Here is a 21,150-nt window from a genome sequence, read left to right as displayed (position 1 = left end):
GTGCCGTGTTGGTGACCTCAGGTGGTGCGAACCCCCAATGCGCGAATGGTGACATGAAGGCCATTTGGTGAAAACCAGACATAATAGCCCGGTAATGCGTCTTCCACCTCGTTCATAAACGCTTTGATAAAACCCGGTTGCTCTTCTGGTAAATCCCAGATAAGGGTGGCTTCAACAAATGTATCTCGGTAATGATCTGCCCGATGTCCCCATTGCCGGACAGCGGGTAAATAGTCTTCCAGACGCGCCTCATCGAATTGGCTATGGATGTGGTTAATCCAGTTTAGATGTTTGTGGGTAAAAGGTGATGTATCAAATTTTCCTTTACGGAGGGGTAATGGGGCTGTTAGGATGCGTTCTTCAAGACTTCTGCATTTGAATAACACATATTGTAATTCGGTAAGGGCGAATAACACTTTTTCCCGCTCAATGAGTGCTTCAAACTTGGTGCAAATCTTTCTGAGGGTTTTAAGCTGTTCTAAGGTGAGCTGATATCCTGGGCGTAGGGCACCAAGTGTTGTTCCCGGCCATTTGCTACCAGGATTTTCGGGGAGTAACTGTGGAATTTGTTGCTCAAGTTCGGCTTTTAACGCAAGAATTGGATTGGGAAATCCTTGATATGTGAGCATAGGGACACCACACCACGCCACAAAAAAAGAACGTGGTTGCAGAAAACATCGGGGTTGTCGTGCAATCAGGCTGCGTAAAAGATCCAATGTCGTCTGGGCTTAGGGTGCAGGACGTTGTATGGTACTCTGTTCCCATCGTTCAATCAAGGCTTCTGCAGTGCGTACTCCCGAAGTAAGGGCTCCCTCTATAGAACCTGTTTCCTGATGATCGCCACACATGAATACATCGGGCGATACTTCTTTAAATCCCGTTTTTGAGAAGGGTAATTCTGTCCGTTGATCTGGCAAAGCAGCTGGAATGTGATAGATTTTTAATAAGGTCCAGTCAGATAAATCTTGTTTAAACCAAAGACGCAACTGCTTTAAAACCGCTGCTTCCAATAGCTCCGGTTTTTCGTTTTGATGATCTAATACGGTGACGGAAAGAAGAACTTTTCCTTCAGGCGCATAGTCTTTAGAGACCGCACTCATGGATACCAAATGATTGACAGGCCCTTTGGGCTCTCCTTCCAAAACCAAAACGGGTTTCCCCACAGGGTCTCGGTCTGCGGCAAAATACAGGGTTATTACCCCTCTATACTTGGCAGATTTCGGAATTTTTAATAACTGTCCGGCACCCGCTCCATCCGTTGCCACGACGATCCATCGGGGATGAAGCACTTCGCCCGTGTTTAAGGTGACTATCTTTCCGGAAATTGAAGTTACCGCCGTATTGAGCCGCAATTTGTTGGCTGGAAGGGCAGAAGCGAGTTGTTCCGGAATGGCTTGCATCCCTTTCGCAGGTACGGCAGCCGAGCCTTCTGCAAACATCCGAAGAACAAACTCGGCCATTCTCGCCGAACTACGGAGACTGTGGTCTAATAAAATGCCTCCTAAAAAAGGGCGAAAAAACATCTCGATCATGCTCTCCGAAAAGTGCCAGCGTTGACGGAGGGCTTCGATTGTGGGCATGTTAGGTTTTTCAAAAATATCGTCTGGTTTTTCGGAAAGAAGAGACTTGCGCATCTTTAAAACACGCAATTTATCCGAAAACCTGCCAATAGAGGCCATCATTGTGGGTAAAAGGTCTTCGCGATGACGCTTAGGGTCGCCCACTTTTTGAAACGCACGCCCCGCATGTACCCAAGCGCCACTATAAAACAGGCGTAGGTCTAAGTCGTTTAGATTTAGATGTTTCTTTACCTGTGGATATGCCGTTAAGAGGACTTGGAACCCACGGTCTAACCGAAATCCATTCACTTCGTCGGTTCGGATTCGTCCGCCGATGCCATCGGATTTTTCAACCAACAGATAAGGGACCCCCTTCTCCTGAAGAATTTTGGCACAAATAAGACCGGAAAGTCCGGCTCCAATAATCAAAATGTCTGGCTTCTGTGTCATGTAAAAATGTTCCTTTGGCGTTGGTGTATGTAAATATGGCTTGTTTGTCACAAATAACTCGGCTTGGGATGATAATTATTAAAAGTACGCCCCCTCATTTGACATGGTTCCGGTATGGATAAGATTCTCAAGGGCTTTATTGGGGGGCAACCTATCCTATTTTTCACGCCATATGACAAACAGTTGTCAGGCTGGCGTCGTAGTTTGCCGAAGAAATGAATCCCCATTGTTATGCACTTGACCTCGCAGAACGTCGAAAGATTGGTAGAGCATTTTACGAAACTACCAACTATCGGACGAAAGACAGCCCATCGGTTGGCATCATACATCTTGAAAATGCCAAAAGAAGAAGTATATGCACTGGCGGAGGCTTTGGTTGCGGTGAAGGACCAAGTGGTTACATGTTCGATTTGTTGCAATATTGCGGATATGGACCCTTGTCCTGTTTGCACGTCTCTTAAACGGGATCACTCGACTATTTGCGTGGTAGAAGAACCCAATGATGTACTGGCTTTAGAGCGTACCCATGAGTACAAAGGGGTATATCATGTCTTGGGGGGAGTGATTTCTCCGTTGGATGGGGTTGGCCCGAACGATCTCAAAATTCGTGAACTAGTCGCTCGGATTGCGATGGGTAAGCCCTCTTCTGCACAGGTGATGGAAACGCAAGAAAGCTATCAGAACAAAACCCATGCACAGGTCGAGGAAGTAATCTTGGCGATGAACCCAACGGTAGAGGGCGATACGACCGCTTTTTATATTGCGCAATTGCTACAACCTTTCGGTGTTCGGGTCACCCAAATCGCACGCGGCTTACCAACAGGAAGTGCCTTGGAATACGCAGACGAATCTACCCTAAGTCGTGCACTCGAAGGGCGGGTTCGGTTGTGAAACGGACGTCGAGGATCTTCACGCTTAAATTTCTTGTAATGCAACTACGCCGTCTAAGAGTTGCTGATGAATTAAGCCGTTCGAGGCGACCAAACGACTTCCCGTGAGCCAAGTATCACCACCAAGAAAATCCGTAACCGTCCCGCCTGCTTCCTGAATCATTAGACCTCCTGCAGCTACATCCCAGATTTCGTACCCCATCTTGAATACCCCATCGAATCTCCCCGCAGCCAAATACGCCAGGTCTATCACCGAGGCGCCGGTACGTCGGACGGCTTGTGCTGTACCCATAAAATGTCGGAGTACTGCCAGATAGGCATCTATATGCGCCCATTCGCGAAAGGGAAAACCAGTGGTCAGGAGAGATTGTTGAAGGGTTGCATATGAACTTACTTCTTTTCGTACGCCATTCACATAAAAACCACCCCCTCGGATGGCTGTGAACAGTTCTTCCCGAGAAACATCCAAAATAACCCCCACAACCACTTCTTTTTCAACTTGTAGCGCAATGCTTACGGCATAAGGCGGGACACCGTGGGCAAAATTGGTGGTACCGTCTATGGGGTCAATGATCCAACGGGCATTACCAGGTTTATTGTGATGCTCGGTTTGTTCCTCTGCCAAAAAACCATAAGCAGGGAAAGCGTCCATCAGAACGCTCATGATGAGACGTTGGGCCTCATCGTCCACCACCGTAAGTAAATTATGGAGACTTTTCTCTCGGATCTGCTCGCTTGAAAGCCTGCCCGCGTGCATGCGTATCAGGTTTCCAGCCTGAAGGGCAGCCTCTACCGCGATATCACGTTCGTGCTCAAATGCCATAGGAATTGATTATAAGGTTTCTTGAATAATTCCTTTGACCAGTAATTCTAAGTCTGAACGCATGGCTATGCCCATATCCATCACTTCCTGATGATTTAAGGGGCCTTGCATCCCACTCGCCATGTTGGTGATGGTGGAAATGCCCATAACCTTCATGCCAAAATAAGCCGCTTGAATCACTTCGGGGACGGTACTCATGCCAACTGCATCAGCGCCGATGGCTCTGAAAAACTTGATTTCCGCTTTTGTTTCATAACTAGGACCTAGTACACCCACATAAACGCCTTTCCGGGTAGCAATACCCCGTTTTAACGCAGTGTGTTCTGCTTTACTTAGCCAGTCTGTATCATATGGATCCGACATATCCGGAAAACGTGGCCCACCGTCCTCGTTTGGACCAATCAATGGGTTTTGTCCCGTCATATTGATGTGGTCGTGAATAAACATGATGGTGCCCGCCTTGAAGGTGTCGTTGATCCCACCCGCTGCATTCGTCACCACCAAGTGGGTAATGCCTAACGCATGTAGCAAACGAATCGGAAAGGTAACGTTCCGGATACTATGGCCTTCATAAAAATGAACACGCCCTTGCAAAAAGACCACTTCTGTTCCTTCCAACTCGCCAAAAATAAGTTTGCCTGAATGGCCTTCAACTGTAGATCGCGGGTAGCCCGGTATATCTACGGTCGGCAATACGATGGTGTTGAGGGCACTTTCCGCCAGCGAACCCAACCCTGACCCCAAGATAAGGGCAAGTTTTGGGAAGCGGTTTACACGGGTACGGATATATTGAATAGCATCTTGCATGATCGGAAAGATTAAAACTAAAAAACGGCCTACCCTAATATAAAGGCAGACCGTATGTAAATCGTAAATACGGAACTTTATTTTTTTCCGTAACGACGCATAAATTTCTCAACCCGGCCTGCGGTATCCACAAACATTTGCTTCCCGGTAAAAAACGGGTGATTGGTTGCGTCCACATCCGAACGATAAACCGGGCCTTTCATCGTAGAGCGCGTCTGAAACTCTGTTCCATCGGCTAGATGAACCGTAATGATTTCGTATTTAGGATGAATTTTGTCTTTCATTGCTTTACGCTTTAATTTTGTTCAAGACATTAAATTTATGAAATATCACGATGAATAGTTTTGAAACTCAAAAGAAGAAGGCGAGCGATTCATGTGCTACTTCAGCAAGGTTACAATTAGGTTCACCGCAGAGATACCCAATCCAACAACGCTTAAGAGGTCTCGTTTGCTAAATCCTTCATTGACTACACTCTCCACACTCACCCAGTCGCCTTGTTGAATAACTGGATAATCTTCGGGGGAAAGAAGCATATTGTCATACAACTCATCATAGATAACAATACGGCCGTTTTCGGTTTCCCGAGATATCCGAATTCTCGTGCTTCGGGTATCTTGCAGTCTTCGTTGGCTCAGAACGGGGCCGCCTGCCGCAGCCAATAATTCGTCCAAACGCCATCCTTTTTCAATTTCGTAAAGACCTGGATGGCGTACTTCACCTGTTATGCTGGTGCGAATGGTGATGGAGTTAGGCGTGGCCAAAAAAACATAAGAGGAGGACTGTGTATTGGATAATGGTGGAGTAATCCGCGGTTGTGCATAAGTAATGCTTGCCCCACCCAACATACAAACCAAGATTAAAAGAGAAAACTTATGGATCATGAACATAGTGGATTAAAGTTTTTTTGCGGAAGTATTTTCTGGATTAGCTTTGGCTTCGCCATATCCACCGTATCCGTAATAATTGCTGTAATAGCTGTCGTAGCTATTGTAATAGGAATAGTAGCCATACGCCGCTTTGGGATCAAAGCGGTTAAGTACCACACCCGTCAGCCGAGCACCTGTATTCGACATCATATTTTCCATACTTCGCTCCAATCCTTGCCAAGTGGTTTCGCCAGCAGAGAGAACCAAGATGGCGGCGTCTGCCTGGCTTATGAGGAGACTTGCGTCTGATACGGCTAAAACAGGTGGGGTATCGAAAATGATAACGTCGAATTCGTTTCTGAGTTGTAAAACAAAATCCCGCATTTTTTTGGACGCAAGGAGTTCGGCAGGGTTGGGTACCATGCTACCCGCTGGCAATAGATACAAGTCCTCAATACCCGTATAAAAATCCTCTGGCCGGAAGGGATGAACTTCAAACAGTACCTCAACCAAGCCAGGATCTTTAGGGACTTCGATCATCTTATGTCCGGTAGGGCGCCGCAAATCTGCATCAATATAAATCGTGCGGCGTCCCGATTGCGCCAAAGCAATGGCAAGGTTTAGGGCAGTCACTGTTTTTCCATCTCCAGGAGCCGGGCTGGTCACCATCAGGGTTTGGATGGGCGTATCCAATTTACTGTACTCTACGTTTGTCCGGAATCGTCGGTACGATTCTGCAATGGGAGAAAGTGGGTTCAGTAAGGTCAGCAATGAGGTACTGATGTTTTTGTTGTCAAAAACAATTTTTTCTTTTCCAGCAAAATCAGTACGGATAATGCGCTCCATCGAGGGGATAATACCCAGTACACTGTGACCCCGCTTACGCAGTTCTTCCGGTTTACGGATAACGTCATCCAGTGCATTCCGAACAAAAACAATACCTATACCCAGCGCCAATCCAAGAATAGCGCCGATTAAAAGATTCAGCAGTCGGTCAGGACGAACAGGCATGGTGGGCACCTCGGCGGTATCTACAATTTGGATTCCGCCTACCGTTGCCGTTTCCGCTGCACGAGCTTCCTGTAACTTATTCGTAACATACTCATACAATTTGGTTTTCCCTTCGCGGTCGCGTTGGAGTTGTGACAACTGGATGGAGGTTCCTGGCATGGTGCTGAGGCGAGACTGATATTCTCCAAGACGACTACCCAAAACATTTTTACGGGCAGCAAGTCCACTTACTTCAATTTCTTTTTCAATGATTTGTCGGCGGAGTTGGTTTTCATAGCCCAAGGCTTCTTTGATACCCGTAGGATCTTGGGCCGAACCAGGGCCAATCACTGTGGCGGCACTCTCTTGCATGAACTGATCCGAGACATTGTCTAAGCGACGAATAAGTTGGTTCAGTTGTGCATTCATCTCTTGTACTTTGGCATCTTGATTCGCTTTCGTCCGCCATTCCGGGTCGCGGTATAATTCGGCCAGACGCTCTTCACGCTGGGTTTGTAGTGTGGCAATTCGGGTCTTAAGCAGAGCAATTTCCTGATCTGCAGTAGAAGACACTCGGTTACGTAAACCCGCTTTATTGGGCTCTAACTGACGCTGTAATCCATTAAGTTGTGCGCGGGCCACTTCAAAATCTACACTTGCTTTGTCGGACTCTAACTTGATTTCATTGGCTTGTTGTACCAATTGGCGGGCCTCCTCATCCAACTGAACAACATTCTTGTTTTCCAGAAATGTTTCGAGTTCTTGCTCACTTCCTTTCAACGTTTCATTAAGCTGCTCATATTGTTTTTCAAGAAACTGCCGCGCCATCGAGACACTCTCGCGGGTAGATTCTAAGCGCCAGTCCTGAAAAGTCCGAACAAAGGTATCCGCTACAAACTGTGCTTCTTGTGGGGAATTGCTTGTGAACTTGATTTCAATCAGGTCAACGTCGGGGTTAACTTGCTTCACAACAATGCCTCTCTTGATTCTCGCTGCGACTGCACGTTCCGTGACCCGTCCATTTTCATCCGGTTCCAGTAATGGGCTTAGGTTACCTTTTCCAGAGCGGTTCTCAAGAATATTACTGGCCACACGCCTCGAAAGGCTTCGAGACTTCAGCATCTCAATTTCGTTGTTGATATTTCGGTTTGCCGAGGTAAATCCGATCAACTGCGCCATGTCAGCAGAGCCTCCGCCTGACTTTTCGGTATCAATTTTAAGCATTGTCACCGCTTCATATTCAGGCTTGATCATGAAAGTATAGGCCGCTACTACACCCAAAACCGCTAAGAACGTGATCAGAATGACCCAACGGCCTTTCATCAAAATCTCAATAATTTCACGTAATGAGATTTCCTGCTCAGACGGAGTATTCTCTGTAGGAACACCTATAGCTGGAGGTTGGTATTCATTGGCACGACCATTGTTAAGGCCGATTTCATTGGCGCGAGAGAAGCTGGACATGATTTATCTCTGGTTCTGAAGATGATGATTCAAGTAATAATATCACAAAACAACACCTTGGCCCGTTTTGGGCTTCCAAGTAAAAGATTGATTTTGTCTGATCGTTTGTGTTTGTAGCAAAAATACAGGCAGGGTATGTTTTGGTTTACAATCTTTGAAGAGCGCAACGAGGCATTATGCAAGATCTGCCTCAAAGATGTTGTTATGTACAATATAAAATGCCTTTCCAACTCGGGTAAAGGATGAATATAAAGATATTACAGTCCTAATGATAGCGAACTATGATCAATGGTTGCAATGGGGGAGGTTTTTTTTCACAAACATTCTTTGAAGGATTTCCAGAAAACCCATTGGGAAACTATTTTGATCAACTTAGTGCAATGTAGCCAGATACCCTCAGGTGGTTCGCTATATCGGTCATATATGTCTTAAAATAGTTGAAACGTATCTTTATTACTTAATCATTATATGCACATATTGTGTTTTTATCAATATTATAATACTCCAGATACGCCGGGAAATATAAGACTTTTTTCGCTCTTGGAAGCGGTTGGGAAAGAACATTCTGTTCAGGTGATTACTACGCCTTATTTTTTACATAAAAAAAAGACAAATTTATTTCCCTTGGCTCCAGAAGGGGTGGACATCGTCTGGTTGCCCATATCCTTCGACAACGCGATGGGGAAATGGCAAAGAATTCGTTCGTATGGTGGATTTGCATGGAAGGCCCTCTTTGCAGGATTGAGAACACGCAAAAAACCAGACGTGATTTGGGGGATATCCACACCTCTGACCGTTGGATTAATATCTTTTATCTTAGCTCGTTTTTATCGCGTCCCTTGGGTTTTGGAAGTGAGGGATTTGTGGCCAGATTTCCCGATTCAGATGAAAGGGTTCAGAAGTAGGCCCGTAATCGCGTTTTTTAAATGGATGGAAAAGTGGCTGTACCATGCTGCGACAACGGTTGTCACTTCTTCCCCCGATATGGAACACCATGTGGTGGGTTTGCTGAATCGGGAAGAGCATAAAAAAGTACAAACGGTGATACATGGTACAAACCCACAGATGAGCGATGCCATCACTGCCGAACAAGTAGAAGCCTTTCGGATACGTCACGAAATCCCCGCTAAGTTTCTGGTATTATATGGTGGAAAATTTGGACGTGCAAACGATACCCCCACCATCTTGAAGGCCATTCGTTTGATGCAAGAAGACATGGATGTCCATTTTATCCTTTGTGGATTTGGTTTCTATGAGCCAGAAGTTAAGAAAGCTGCTGTATTATCCTCCAATATGACGTATATTCCAGAGTTGGCACATCATGAAATGATGGTATTGAACAAAATTGTACATTTGTCATTGGTTACTTTTTTGGACTTGCCTGTGCTTAGCGCCAATTCACCCGCCAAGTTTTTTGACAGTTTGGCCGCTGGTGTTCCTGTTATTGTAACCAACCCAGGATGGACCAAAGAGGTGGTAGAACGAGAGGCGTGTGGATGGTATATCCCTCCTGAACGTCCGGATCTTCTTGCCCAGAAGATTAAAATGCTGGCAGCAGATCGCCTCGTTGTTGCTAAGGCTGGTGAAAAAGGTGCTGAACTGGCGCGGGAACATTATGATCGTCAAAAGTTAGGAGTGGACATGAAACATATTCTGGAATTGGCACTTGAAAAAGGCCTCCCTTAACACGTTTTCAGTTTTTTCTCTCTAAAACTTGTGCTTATCGTTTTTTAGGTACCCATTTGTAAATTATTGCTGTTTCTGTCATTTTCCATGTAGGCAAAAACATATGGGACATTACCTTTTTACCCTTTCGATAGCGGTTCTTATTTTGTTCGCAAGCCCGATAAAAGGGCAATCTATTTACTCGGATTGGCAAAAGCCTGCGCAGCCTTACCTCAAGATTGCCGTTGTGGAAGACGGCGTGTATCGTGTAACAGGTCAGGAGTTGCGGGCGAAGGGCCTGAATTTATCCGGCATAAACCCTTCTATCCTGCAATTGTTTGAGAATGGGAAAGAAATCCCCATTTGGTATCAAGGCGGGAGCAATATGGGAGATGCCGACTATATCGAATTTATCGGTAAGCAAAACCGTGGGGAGGACGAAAGTTGGGCTTATGATGCGCCTGAGTCCCAAGGGAGTACACGTTTCAGCTTGTATTCCGATACCACCTTTTATTGGTTGTCTTGGACGGGTAGCGAAGCGGGGCTTCGGTATGCTCAAGCAGCACCAACTCAATTTGCGGAAGGTGCCCTCACTACCCAGAAGTATGTTGCCATGATCTGGCAAGAACAGGAAACGACCTATCATTATGGCGATGGCGATGCCCAAGTCTCGAATCCCCTGTTTACCCGTGGAGAAGGGATGTATTGGGCCACCATCGTTAATACCTCTTCAAGTCCTGTTAATGCTGATTATACCATTCCGTTGACCAACGCGGAAGCATCGGTCGGAGATTCTCTCGAAGTCAATGTACGAATCAGTACCCTTAATGCCACTTCGCACCGTATAGGGCTTAGCTTAAACCTAAAACAGGGTGGAAGTACGGGATACAAAGAGTTGGTAGTGAAAGAATGGAATGGTTGGTTTTTTAGGGACTTTAAGGCGAAAGTCCCGCTCAGTGACCTTCCGAATTTAAACCAGCTACAGGTTCGGATCGTGTCGTACAACCCACTGAATGAAACTCGGCCGCAGGTCTATTTAGATTATATCGAGGTGCATTATCAACGTAAACTTACTGCTACCGCTGGTATGTTGCGCCTTAACCATCCTAATAAAGGAGCGGTGGGATTTACCACAAATGGATGGAGCAACGGAAATGTGGTGGTTTATAATCCAAATACAAAAAGAAGATTCGAATTCACTACCGGAACTGGAGGGGGCGTTTTTTACGAAAATCAAAACACGGGTGATTTACCCTTATATGCAATTCAGCAGGTCGCTATCAAGAAACCCGTATTGCTCAGCCAGGTACAGCCCAGTCGTTGGCGTGATCCCGCCAATACAGCAGACTATATCATTATTACCACCAAGGCACTGTTGGGCTCTGCCAATCAGATGGCGGCATATCGGCAGCAAAAGGATGGATTTAGGACTGTTGTGATAGATGTACGGGACTTATACAATGAGTTTGATTTTGGACGTCCTACCCCAATCGCCATTCGTCGTTTTGTTCACCAGTCACAAAAATGGCAAACCAAACCCCAATTCCTGTTGTTTTGGGGGGACGCCCTTTATCCCGACCGAAAATCACCGCATCAGCCTTGGGAAGTCCCTTCTTTTGGCCGACCCTCTTCCGATGGCTGGTTTGCATTGGGGCTTAATGGAAATACCGACTGGCATGAGGTGGTTTCGGTTGGGCGGCTGAATGTGCGTGACAATGAAGTCTATGGTACAACAGTCATCAACAAAATTAAACAATATGAACAAGCGCCAGTGGATGTGTGGAATAAAAAACTAATTGGGCTTGCCGGCGGGTTAAATGTTTTTGAACAAGTAGAATTAAAGCGAAATGTGGTGCGTTGGATGAAGGAAATGGCGGGAAAGCCTTTCGGGGCTGATACGACCTTTATCTCAAAAGGTATTTTGGCCGATGTTTTGGATACCTCTCTATTGGATTCACTTCAAACCCGGATTAGGAAAGGTGCGGGAATGATGATGTATTTCGGACATTCATCTGCGTTTAGTTGGGAAATTGTGACCCGTCCAGTAACAGAATGGGGAAATTCTAGTCGTTTACCGATTGTGTTTTCATTAGGGTGTACCACCGGCGCATTTGCCGGAGATCGTTTTGCTGATCCCAATAATCCCGTTTTTGCGGAGTCGTTGTTGTTTTCTCCGAATGGAGGAATTGCACACTGGGGAGGATCGGGGTCTAGTTATATCTCCTTTACAGCCGATATGGTGAACCATGTGATACCAAGAATTAACAAGGACGGTGTCCGAAGGTTGGGGGATATTTTCCGTCTGGGAAAACAGGCGTATTTGGATTCTCTGGCCAGCAGAATGTCCACAACTGTAAATGGGGTTCGGGTTCCTGGGAAAATTCGTGCTACAGAACGTCCATATGAACTAATGCATGCCCTTCAATATAACCTGATCGGAGATCCTGCCACCCAGACAAGTTTGCCTTCTCAATCCAATTATCGGCTACTGGCCAGTGACGTTGTCGTCATGCCTGCCGCCCCAGTTCCGGCAGATTCTGCCTTGACGGTTCGGGTGAATCTACACAATCTGGGAAATATTCCTGAAAAGCCTTCTTTATTAAAATTAGAACACGAACGTCCTGGCGGAGGGGTGGTCGTTTATGAGCAACGGATTGCCCCGGTTACCGTAGCCGAATCCTATACGTTTAGGGTGAAAATAAACGAACAATCGGTGGGGCAGAACAAAATTCGCATTACAACAGATGCCCAAAACGAGATTGCAGAATTTGACGAAACAGATAATTTTGCCGAAAAGAGCATCACCATTTTTTCAAACGGGGTTTCGGTGGTTTCACCCATAAACTTTGGCGTAGAAACGACACTAACGCCTACCCTGCGGGTGAGCACCTTGGCCTTAAGCCAGAGTGAACAGACCTTCCTCTTTGAGATGGATTCCACCCGAACATTTACTTCACCGTTTAAGCGCAGTTTTCAGACCACGACCAATGCGTTAACAGCGGAATGGAAACAGAGTACGCCCCTGGCCTCCGGAAGAACGTACTATTGGCGAGCCCGGTTAGATAATCCCTTACAACCCGAAAACTGGACCCATGCAGCTTTTACTGTTCGGACGGATCTTGCGGCGGGTTGGCTTCAGCAAAGGACCTTGTTCGAAGGGAATGTACATTCGCCCCAAATCTCGTTTAGCGATCCTAAGTGGACCTTTGCCACAGCAAAGAGTGAAATTAATATTGATGCCACTTCTGGTGGTACAAACCAGAATAATAAGTGCCAGTATTTGGTGAATGGAGAACCGTTCCTGCGTTTGAAATCAGGGTATGGGATTCTTACCTTGGACGGATATAGTGGCAAGGTGAAGGAATATTTTAGTGGGGCAATTAATTCCAGCCTTCCGGATTGGCAACAATTCCGGACGATTTACAACAATGCGCAGAAAGGCGATTACGTGATGATTCGTACCTGCTATATTAGTGCGACACCTGTTGCGGATTCGCTCAAAACGTTCTTCCGGGGACTTGGCAGTACGGCCATTGACCGTCTATTAAAGCCGGGAACAGACGGAAAAAACCAAAACCTTTGGGCCATGATCACCCGAAAAGGAATGCCGGAAGCCACTACCGAGTTGACGCAAAGTTCGTCCAACATCACGGAACTTGACTTGCCAGTCACATTATCCTTTTTATTATCAGAAGCTGAAACCACGACGCCCCTCATTGGTCCGGCGTTGTCTTGGAAAACCCTCACTTGGGGTCAAGACTTTCCTGTTGGGGATCCCGACCGAAGTATCACCTTTGATATTTTGCCCGCAACTGGAGAAACGCCCTTGCTTGCTGGGCTAAAAGAGCCGCTTCCTGCCATTGGGCTTGCAGGAATCAATGCAAAAACCCATCCGTTTATCCGCCTTAGGGCCACCTTTAAAGACGGCTCACATAAAACTACGCCCCAATTACATTATGCACATGTGGCCTTCGATCCCGTGCCAGATATTGCATTGATACCAACTGAATTTACATTGGGTAACGAATCGCTTGCAGAAGGCGCACCCCAAACGGTACAGGTTAAGTTGCAAAATCTCAGCCAGACAGCCGCCGGAAAAATCCGGGCATTGTTTGCGCTCACCAATGCCCAAAACCAGACAACCATCATCGGACGTGACTCGGTGGCAACCCTTGCGCCCAATGCAATTGCTGCTTTTAGCAAAACCATTCCTACGGTGGGGCGTGTGGGAAAAAACCAAATTCAAGTCTTTATTGAACAGGTGGACGTACCCGAAACCATTGTTTTTAATAATACGCTACTAAAAAACTTCACGGTAGTCTCGGATAAACAAGCACCGTCCTACCGAATAACAGTAGATGGCATGGAATTGCTGAATGATCCCAAGCCCATTGTTAATCCGGAAAACCCCCTATACCCCTTCGTCACCGCAACCCCTGTTATCGAAGTGGTTTTATCGGACAATGACCAGAATCGTTTATTGGATGATGTAAAACTGTTTACGCTAAAGCTGAACAACGTCAATGTAGATCTTACAAGCCCTGATGTTACTTTTATCAAGGGGACCTCTGCCGACAACCGTGCACGCATTATATATAAACCAGATCTAACGGGAAAGGATGGAACTTATACCCTTTCTTTGGCTGTTCGTGATGTTTCCGGCAATCAGGCGGAGCCGTATCAGGTACATTTTCGTGTACAAAGCGCGGCGGAAATTGAGAGTTTGTACCCTTATCCCAATCCAATGATTAACCAAACCACGTTTGCTTTCCGTCTTCGTGGCGCAGCGACTACATTGGTGGAAGATTTACGGATTCGGGTCTTTACCCTGAGTGGACGGTTGGTTCGTGAATTTGATTTAGTGAAAAATCCTACCGAACTACAGTCGGGTGTTCTTCGGATGAATTGGAACATGGTAAAATGGGATGGAACTGACGCCGATGGCGATGCACTGGCTACAGGGACGTATCTCTACAAAGTAATTTTGCGCACCAAGGAAGGGTTGCAGGCGGTGAACAGTGAATCCAGCGTAGAGAAATTGGTGATTATCCGTTGATGCAGCGCCCTTTCCGGATTTTCAATGGCCTGCTTGGATAACTCTGGGCAGGTTCTTTATTTTCTGGCGTTCATACACATTCAAAATTTTCCTGTGTACCTCATGTTATATCGTATCCGAAAAACATTGCGTTTGGTGCATTGGGTTGCTTTGTCGCTGTTGGTGGTAGGTTGCGAAAAACAACTCAGTGCTTATGAACAGGCCATTTTGCAAAATCGTTTTGAAAAAGATTCCGCTCTTCGAAACCCTAAAACCAGGGTGCTTCGTCCTCAAGATATACCTAATTTTAAAGGACTTAAATACTTCGAGGTTAATTCGGCCTATCGCTTTGTTGTTCCTTTATTGCCAACGGAAAACAATCGCGTTGTACGCATGAAAGAGCGTATTACAGAGAAGGAAAGGGAATATAAGTGTGCTGGCGTTGTAGCCCTGAAATTTCCGGAGGGGGAGCAACGTCTATTGGTGTTTAAATTGGAAGAGGAACCACCGGATATTTATTGGATCCCCTTTCGGGATGCCACCAGTGGAAAGGAAACTTATGGCGGCGGTCGGTATCTGAGCGCCCGGAAAATCTCTGGTAATTCGTTGGTGGTAGATTTTAACGAAGCCTATAATCCATATTGTGATTATAATCCAGATTATATTTGCACCCTCCCACCCGCAGAAAACAAACTCTCCATCCCCGTTTCAGCGGGTGAAAAGCAGTCTCGGATCATTGCCCATGAGTGATACGAGGTTTGTGGTAATTGGGTTTGGCTGAAAACGCTTCTTGTTAAGGGCGTATAGGTTTTGGGTTAAAACTCGGTGATGGGTGGAACAGCCCCGATGAGGTGTCGTAACCGAAGCACATATTCGGAAACGAAAAACGCCCATCTGTTATGAAACTATATCCCAGCCACGATATTTTGCGGGAAAACCGCCGCAACCTGAACGCCTTTTTTAATCCTAAATCCGTCGCCGTTGTGGGCGCCACCGACCGAGAGGGAAGTGTAGGACGGATTATCATGGAAAACTTGCAAAACGAGGTGTTTAAAGGAGCGGTTTTTCCGGTTAATCCCAAGCGTACAACATTAATGGGGCTTGCATGTTATCCCTCTTTGACATCATTGCCTCAAACGCCAGAACTAACGGTTATCGTGACGCCAGCCACCACCGTTCCCGCGCTGGTTCAAGAATGTGCCGACAAAGGGGGGAAGAGCATTATTATCATATCCGCAGGATTTAAAGAAATTGGCGAGGCAGGCATTGCACTCGAGAAGGAAGTTTTAGACATTGCACGGAAACACAAAATTCGGATTATTGGTCCTAATTGCCTTGGTGTTATGCGCCCGAAGACGGGGCTTAATGCTACCTTTGCAGACGGAATGGCCAAGCCGGGTTCGGTAGCGCTTATTTCTCAGTCGGGAGCGATGTGTACAGCCATCTTAGACTGGAGCCGTCGCGAAAATGTGGGGTTTTCCGCCTTTGTTTCCATTGGTTCGATGCTTGATGTCTCTTGGGGAGATCTTTTGCATCAACTCGGGAATGACCCACAAACGAAGAGTATCGTATTGTATATGGAGTCTATTGGGGATGCCCGTAGTTTCATGTCGGCAGCGAGAGAGGTCTCGCGATCCAAGCCTATTATTGTCATCAAAGCGGGAAGTACCGAGGAAGCGGCCAAGGCGGCGGCGTCTCATACGGGTTCGATGGCCGGGAGTTTTGATGTGTTGCGAACGGCTTTTCGTCGTGTAGGGGTAATGCGTGTAGAACGGATTTCTGAGTTGTTTAATATGGCCGATATCCTGAGCAAGCAACCAAGACCCAAGGGAAACCGCTTGGCGATTATTACCAATGCGGGTGGACCAGGTGTTTTGGCTACCGATGCCCTCATCAATAACGGCGGTACGCTGGCGACCTTGGCGCCGGAGACAATAGAGGCATTGAATGCGTTCTTGCCCGCACATTGGTCTCATGCCAACCCCATAGATATTTTGGGGGATGCTACGCCCGAAACCTTTGCAAAAACATTGGCGGTGGTATCGAAAGACCCGAATACAGATGGACTGCTGGTTGTGTTGACACCACAAGCCATGACCGATCCAACAGAATCCGCAAATGTATTGGTTCAATATGCAAAGCTGCCTCAAAAGCCCGTCTTGGCTGCTTGGATGGGTGGGGACAAGGTGGCCAAAGGTCACGAAATTCTGAACAATGCTGGCATTCCGGTTTTTGAGTACCCAGATACTGCTGCACAACATTTCGTCATGATGTACCGGTATTTCCGCCGACTGGAGTCGCTTTACCAAACACCTCGGTTCGCCATTGACAGCGAAGAAATGTTGCAAGAAAAGGCTGGTGTACGCGAAATGATAGACAAGGCCCGTGCTGAAAACCGTGAAATCCTTACCGAGTCTGAAGCCAAACAAATATTGGCCGCTTATGGCATCCCGACCGTTCCAACCTATGTGGCTACAACGGAGGACGAGGCTGTATCACGAGCAGACAGTTTAGGTTATCCTGTGGTCGTGAAAATCCACTCCCATACCATTACGCATAAAACAGATGTAGGAGGGGTTAAACTTAACCTACGGGATGCCGATTCCGTGCGCCGATCTTTCCAGAACATCCAATCGGCGGTTCCGCCTGACGCTTTTAATGGGGTGGCCGTACAACCGATGGTGCGCTTAGATGGGTATGAGTTGATCTTGGGAGCCAGTGAGGACAGCCAATTTGGTCCTGTACTCCTGTTTGGTGCTGGTGGTACGATGGTCGAGGTTTTTAAAGACCGTGCCCTTGGTTTACCGCCATTAAACACGATTCAGGCAAAACAAATGATTGAGCAAACCAAGATTAGTTTGGCGCTCAAAGGCATCCGGGGTAAACCACCAGTAAACATAGAAGAGCTCCAAGAACTCATGGTGCGGTTTAGTCAATTGGTGACCGAACAACGGCGTATCAGAGAAATAGACATCAATCCTTTGCTTGCTACTGCCGATGGATTTGTAGCATTGGATGCACGGGTGGTCTTGCATCCTGCACACCTTGCAGATGCGGCCTTACCACAACCGGCCATTCGCCCTTATCCTACGCAATATGTTTCTGCTCAAACCCTCAAGACCGGACAAGCGGTGATCGTTCGTCCGATTATGGCAGAAGATGAACCCCTGATTGCAGAATTCCATGAACACCTATCCGAGCGCAGTGTCTATATGCGGTACTTCCAATCGCTGAACCTGTCGCAACGGACGCATCACGATCGCCTGATTCGGGTGGCTCATGTGGATTATGGCCGGGAGATGGCCCTCGTTATGGAGCACGAGCAAGCAGATGGTACGCCACAGATTCTGGCCATTGGTCGGCTTTCAGTTGTTGGAGACACTGGTGATGCAGAATTCTCGATGTTGATTCGCGATGATTTTCAAAGATCCGGCATTGGAACCAAATTGCTCTCGGAATTGGTGGCCATCGCACGTGCCGAAGGGATGCAGCGGGTCATTGCGGAAATCCTGCCGGAAAATCGGGGGATGCAACGGGTTTGTGAAAAAGTGGGCTTTACGCTTCATTATGATGCCGATGCCCAAGTGGTTCATGCGGTGATTGAAGTAGGGAATTAATGTAAAAAGGACTTGCTTTAACGCACAGCATAAGATTATTTTGCCTACTATGGTTAAGCACTACATATCGTCTGTTGTCAATTGGCAAAGCCTCCTCACTACCTAAAAGTATGTGGCAGGCGGGGCGTATAGACGTTTAATTGCGATTTGTTGATGTAAAAGCCTTCCGCATCATTGTGTGGCAGGCTTTTTTTGTGATAAGAGAAGGGATTTTTTTGCATGTGGGCGCATAAAAATCGCTTTACCAGATTATAAAATGTACAATATGACCTTTGCAGCCTTTAAAGAACTTATTCTTCAACATCCTTTACCAGCCGGGCAGGAGTTGGTGATTCCGATTTATAAGCGGTTAAATGCAGACTTGGTTACACCCGTTTCGGCCTTTTTGGCTTTGCGTGAAACGGGGAAAGCTGCCTTTTTGCTGGAGAGCGTAGAAGGAGGGGAACACCTTGCACGGTATTCTTTTATTGGTAAAAATCCATATTGTACCGTAACAGCCCATGGCCGGCAGGTTCACCGAACATCAACCCGCGACAACGAAGACCGTGTCTTTCATCAGGCAAATGTATATTCGATTTTGCAGGAAATGTTAGACCGATATGTGGAAATCAAGGCCCCAGAGTTGCCACGGCTTACAGCGGGGGCGGTTGGGTTTATGGGCTATGATACGGTGCGTTTGCTCGAAAACTTGCCGGATACACCGCCAGACGATCTTGGTCTTCCGGATGCGGTCTGGTGTTTTTATGATAGTTTGGTGGCGTTCGATCATGTACGTCACGAGATGGTCTTAATTGCCAATGCCTTCATTCATCCAGATTCTTCCTTCGAAGCGGCGTATTATGCTGCTTACGAGAAATTGGAGCAGTTGGAAGAAGACCTTTCACACATTCGGTTTGCTGCGCCACCCCCCATTCGGTTGATGAAGGAGGAGTTTACCTCCAACCAAACGCCTGTAGCTTACAAAAACGCTGTCGAGAAGAGTAAACAGTACATTTATGAAGGAGATATTTTTCAGGTGGTGGTTTCACAACGGTTCGAGACACAGTTTGAGGGAGATGCGTTTAATTTATACCGCGCACTTCGTCAGGTAAATCCTTCCCCTTATTTGTTTTTTTTGGATTTTGTGGATTTCATGTTGGTTGGCTCTTCACCAGAGGATGTCGTGTCTATCGAAGACGGCCACGCAAAGGTTTTACCCATTGCCGGAACACGGCCCAGAGGGACAAGCCCCGCAGAAGACCGAAACTTAGAAGCCGAATTGCTCGCTGATCCGAAAGAACGGGCCGAGCACCTTATGTTGGTAGATTTGGGACGGAATGATTTAAGCCGTGTCTGTGAGTATGGGACGGTAAAGGTAGAAGAGTATGCTTATGTTGCACGGTATTCGCACGTAATGCACCTTGTTTCGTTGGTTACCGGTAAACTAAAACCCGGAAAAGGGGCGTTGGATGTGTTGGCTGCCTGTTTTCCCGCAGGGACGGTGTCTGGGGCTCCTAAGGTACGTGCCATGCAGATCATAGATGAGTTTGAACCCACCAAACGGGGTATTTATTCGGGCGCTATTGGTTATTTGGATTTTTCGAATAACATGGATTCGTGCATTGCTCTTAGAACGATGGTGGTAAAGGGAAATCGGATCTATATGCAGGCTGGTGCAGGATTGGTTGCGGATTCGGATCCACAGGCCGAGTTTGAAGAGACCATTAATAAATCTATGGCGCTCCGTAAAGCCGTTTGGCGTGCTGCAGGAAAAGAATAAGTTATTGTATTGTCAAGACTTGAGCAAAAAAAAAGAGGTCACGAAGACCTCTGTAAAACGGAGAATGAACTTTTCGATTTAGCCTTCTTCGTCATCCTCGAAAATAATCATGACTTTGGGTTCCAGTTCACCAGCCTCGGCCATATCAAGTAGCTTTGCCGAAAGTTCTTCTACGGATTCGTAACGGCTGTGTTCTTCGCCGGCGCTGGCAATCTGATACTCTTCCTCGGCCAATGCTTCCCACGCATTTGCTACCTCGATGACAAAATCATCTTTTTCGGGATCGTAATAGGCGTAATAGGCCTCTCTGTTGTTTGCTTTGTCAATTAATATCACATTGGAAAATAAGCCATATTCGTCATCATAAAAAACGGATTCAGCGATCAATTCCAAAGTGAAGGCTTTAAGATCAAATGCCATGATAGTTGTTATTTTTAAATGAAGGATTCAAGTTGATTCGGTTTATGGCTCATATGCCAACAACGCATCCAGAAAGGATTGAGCTTCGTCGTATTGTAGCGTGGTTGTTTCGGCCTCGAAGAGGGAAGCAAAGTGGATCACAAATTGAGCACGGATCAATTCTTCTGGTGCAACAGTGCCCGTTTCTAATGCAACCGAAGTTACACCGCGATCACGGATGCCACAGGGGACAATGTACGAAAAATAATCGAGGTTCGTATTTAGATTAAAGGCAAAACCGTGCATAGAGACCCAACGGCTACATCGAATGCCCAAGGCACAGATTTTTCGTTCGGGCCCATGTTCATCTGGCCCCACCCAAACACCAGTACGCCCACTCACCCGTCCACCAATAAGGCTGTTATCGGCACATGTCTGAATAATGGCTTCTTCCAATAGACGGAGGTATTTTCCAAGATCAGTGAAAAACCGATCTAAATCCAAAATAGGATAGCCCACCAGTTGCCCCGGCCCATGATACGTAATATCTCCCCCTCGGTCAATGCGGAAAAAGGTGGCTTCTACTTCTGCAAGGCGTTCATCCGATAACAAGAGGTTGGCTGCTTGCCCACTTTTCCCTAACGTATAAACGTGTGGATGCTCCACCAACAAGAGGATATGAGGAAGTTGGATGGGTGGCGTATGTCTTTTCGCCCAAATAAGTTTGTTTTGTAGGTTCTGCTGAAGTGTCCACGCATCTGCATAGGGAATTCGTCCGAGATGGCAGACCACCACTTGCCGTTTTGAAGCGGGTTCCAAGAGA

15 protein-coding genes are annotated in these 21,150 nt (G+C 46.7%); 6 read left to right on the top strand and 9 right to left on the bottom strand.

Annotation, left to right across the window (positions count from 1 at the left end; all coding sequences use genetic code 11):
* Positions 1–17 precede the first annotated feature (17 nt).
* Both JNN12_06105 and JNN12_06100 read right to left on the bottom strand, forming a co-directional pair.
* Positions 18–716, bottom strand: a complete 699-nt coding sequence (locus JNN12_06105) for a hypothetical protein (protein MBL7977895.1) — start codon at positions 714–716, stop codon at positions 18–20.
* A gap of 12 nt (positions 717–728) precedes the next feature.
* A complete protein-coding gene (locus tag JNN12_06100) occupies positions 729–2,009 on the bottom strand; it encodes an FAD-dependent oxidoreductase (GenBank protein ID MBL7977894.1) in 1,281 nt (426 codons plus the stop codon).
* A gap of 231 nt (positions 2,010–2,240) precedes the next feature.
* Between JNN12_06100 and recR the strand changes: the two genes are divergently transcribed.
* Positions 2,241–2,900, top strand: coding sequence for a recombination protein RecR (gene recR / locus JNN12_06095; GenBank protein MBL7977893.1), 660 nt, complete (start codon positions 2,241–2,243; stop codon positions 2,898–2,900).
* A gap of 24 nt (positions 2,901–2,924) precedes the next feature.
* On the opposite strand, the gene JNN12_06090 is transcribed toward recR, so the two are convergent.
* The 5 genes from JNN12_06090 to JNN12_06070 all read right to left on the bottom strand — a co-directional run bounded on the left by JNN12_06090 (position 2,925) and on the right by JNN12_06070 (position 7,852).
* On the bottom strand, positions 2,925–3,722 hold the full coding sequence (locus JNN12_06090) for an inositol monophosphatase (GenBank protein MBL7977892.1): 798 nt from the start codon (positions 3,720–3,722) through the stop codon (positions 2,925–2,927).
* 9 nt (positions 3,723–3,731) lie between these two features.
* Entirely contained in the window at positions 3,732–4,529 is a 798-nt protein-coding gene (locus JNN12_06085; protein ID MBL7977891.1) for a purine-nucleoside phosphorylase, read from the bottom strand.
* Between the two features lie 77 nt (positions 4,530–4,606).
* The gene (gene rpmE, locus JNN12_06080) at positions 4,607–4,813 is read right to left on the bottom strand and encodes a 50S ribosomal protein L31 (GenBank protein ID MBL7977890.1); all 207 of its coding nucleotides are present in this window, start codon (positions 4,811–4,813) and stop codon (positions 4,607–4,609) included.
* Between the two features lie 96 nt (positions 4,814–4,909).
* Positions 4,910–5,413, bottom strand: a complete 504-nt coding sequence (locus tag JNN12_06075; GenBank protein MBL7977889.1) for an SLBB domain-containing protein — start codon at positions 5,411–5,413, stop codon at positions 4,910–4,912.
* 12 nt (positions 5,414–5,425) lie between these two features.
* A complete protein-coding gene (locus tag JNN12_06070; GenBank protein MBL7977888.1) occupies positions 5,426–7,852 on the bottom strand; it encodes a polysaccharide biosynthesis tyrosine autokinase in 2,427 nt (808 codons plus the stop codon).
* A 468-nt stretch (positions 7,853–8,320) separates the two neighbouring features.
* On the opposite strand from JNN12_06070, the gene JNN12_06065 reads away from it, so the two are divergent.
* From JNN12_06065 to trpE, 5 genes are all read left to right on the top strand, one after another.
* Entirely contained in the window at positions 8,321–9,538 is a 1,218-nt protein-coding gene (locus tag JNN12_06065; protein MBL7977887.1) for a glycosyltransferase family 4 protein, read from the top strand.
* A 103-nt stretch (positions 9,539–9,641) separates the two neighbouring features.
* Positions 9,642–14,573, top strand: coding sequence for a hypothetical protein (locus JNN12_06060; GenBank protein MBL7977886.1), 4,932 nt, complete (start codon positions 9,642–9,644; stop codon positions 14,571–14,573).
* A 102-nt stretch (positions 14,574–14,675) separates the two neighbouring features.
* Complete coding sequence (locus tag JNN12_06055; protein ID MBL7977885.1) at positions 14,676–15,302, top strand: DUF1684 domain-containing protein; 627 nt, start codon at positions 14,676–14,678, stop codon at positions 15,300–15,302.
* 149 nt (positions 15,303–15,451) lie between these two features.
* Positions 15,452–18,169 carry a bifunctional acetate--CoA ligase family protein/GNAT family N-acetyltransferase gene (locus tag JNN12_06050; GenBank protein ID MBL7977884.1) on the top strand — a complete coding sequence of 906 codons (2,718 nt, stop codon included), beginning with the start codon at positions 15,452–15,454 and terminating at the stop codon, positions 18,167–18,169.
* A 265-nt stretch (positions 18,170–18,434) separates the two neighbouring features.
* Entirely contained in the window at positions 18,435–19,928 is a 1,494-nt protein-coding gene (gene trpE, locus JNN12_06045; GenBank protein ID MBL7977883.1) for an anthranilate synthase component I, read from the top strand.
* A gap of 78 nt (positions 19,929–20,006) precedes the next feature.
* On the opposite strand, the gene JNN12_06040 is transcribed toward trpE, so the two are convergent.
* Positions 20,007–20,348, bottom strand: coding sequence for a hypothetical protein (locus JNN12_06040; protein MBL7977882.1), 342 nt, complete (start codon positions 20,346–20,348; stop codon positions 20,007–20,009).
* Between the two features lie 42 nt (positions 20,349–20,390).
* Positions 20,391–21,146, bottom strand: a complete 756-nt coding sequence (gene lipB, locus JNN12_06035; GenBank protein ID MBL7977881.1) for a lipoyl(octanoyl) transferase LipB — start codon at positions 21,144–21,146, stop codon at positions 20,391–20,393.
* Positions 21,147–21,150 lie beyond the last annotated feature (4 nt).

Source organism: Bacteroidetes Order II. bacterium, assembly GCA_016788705.1.
Taxonomy (GTDB): Bacteria; Bacteroidota; Rhodothermia; order Rhodothermales; family UBA2364; genus UBA2364.
This window is presented reverse-complemented; position numbering and strand designations above follow the sequence as displayed.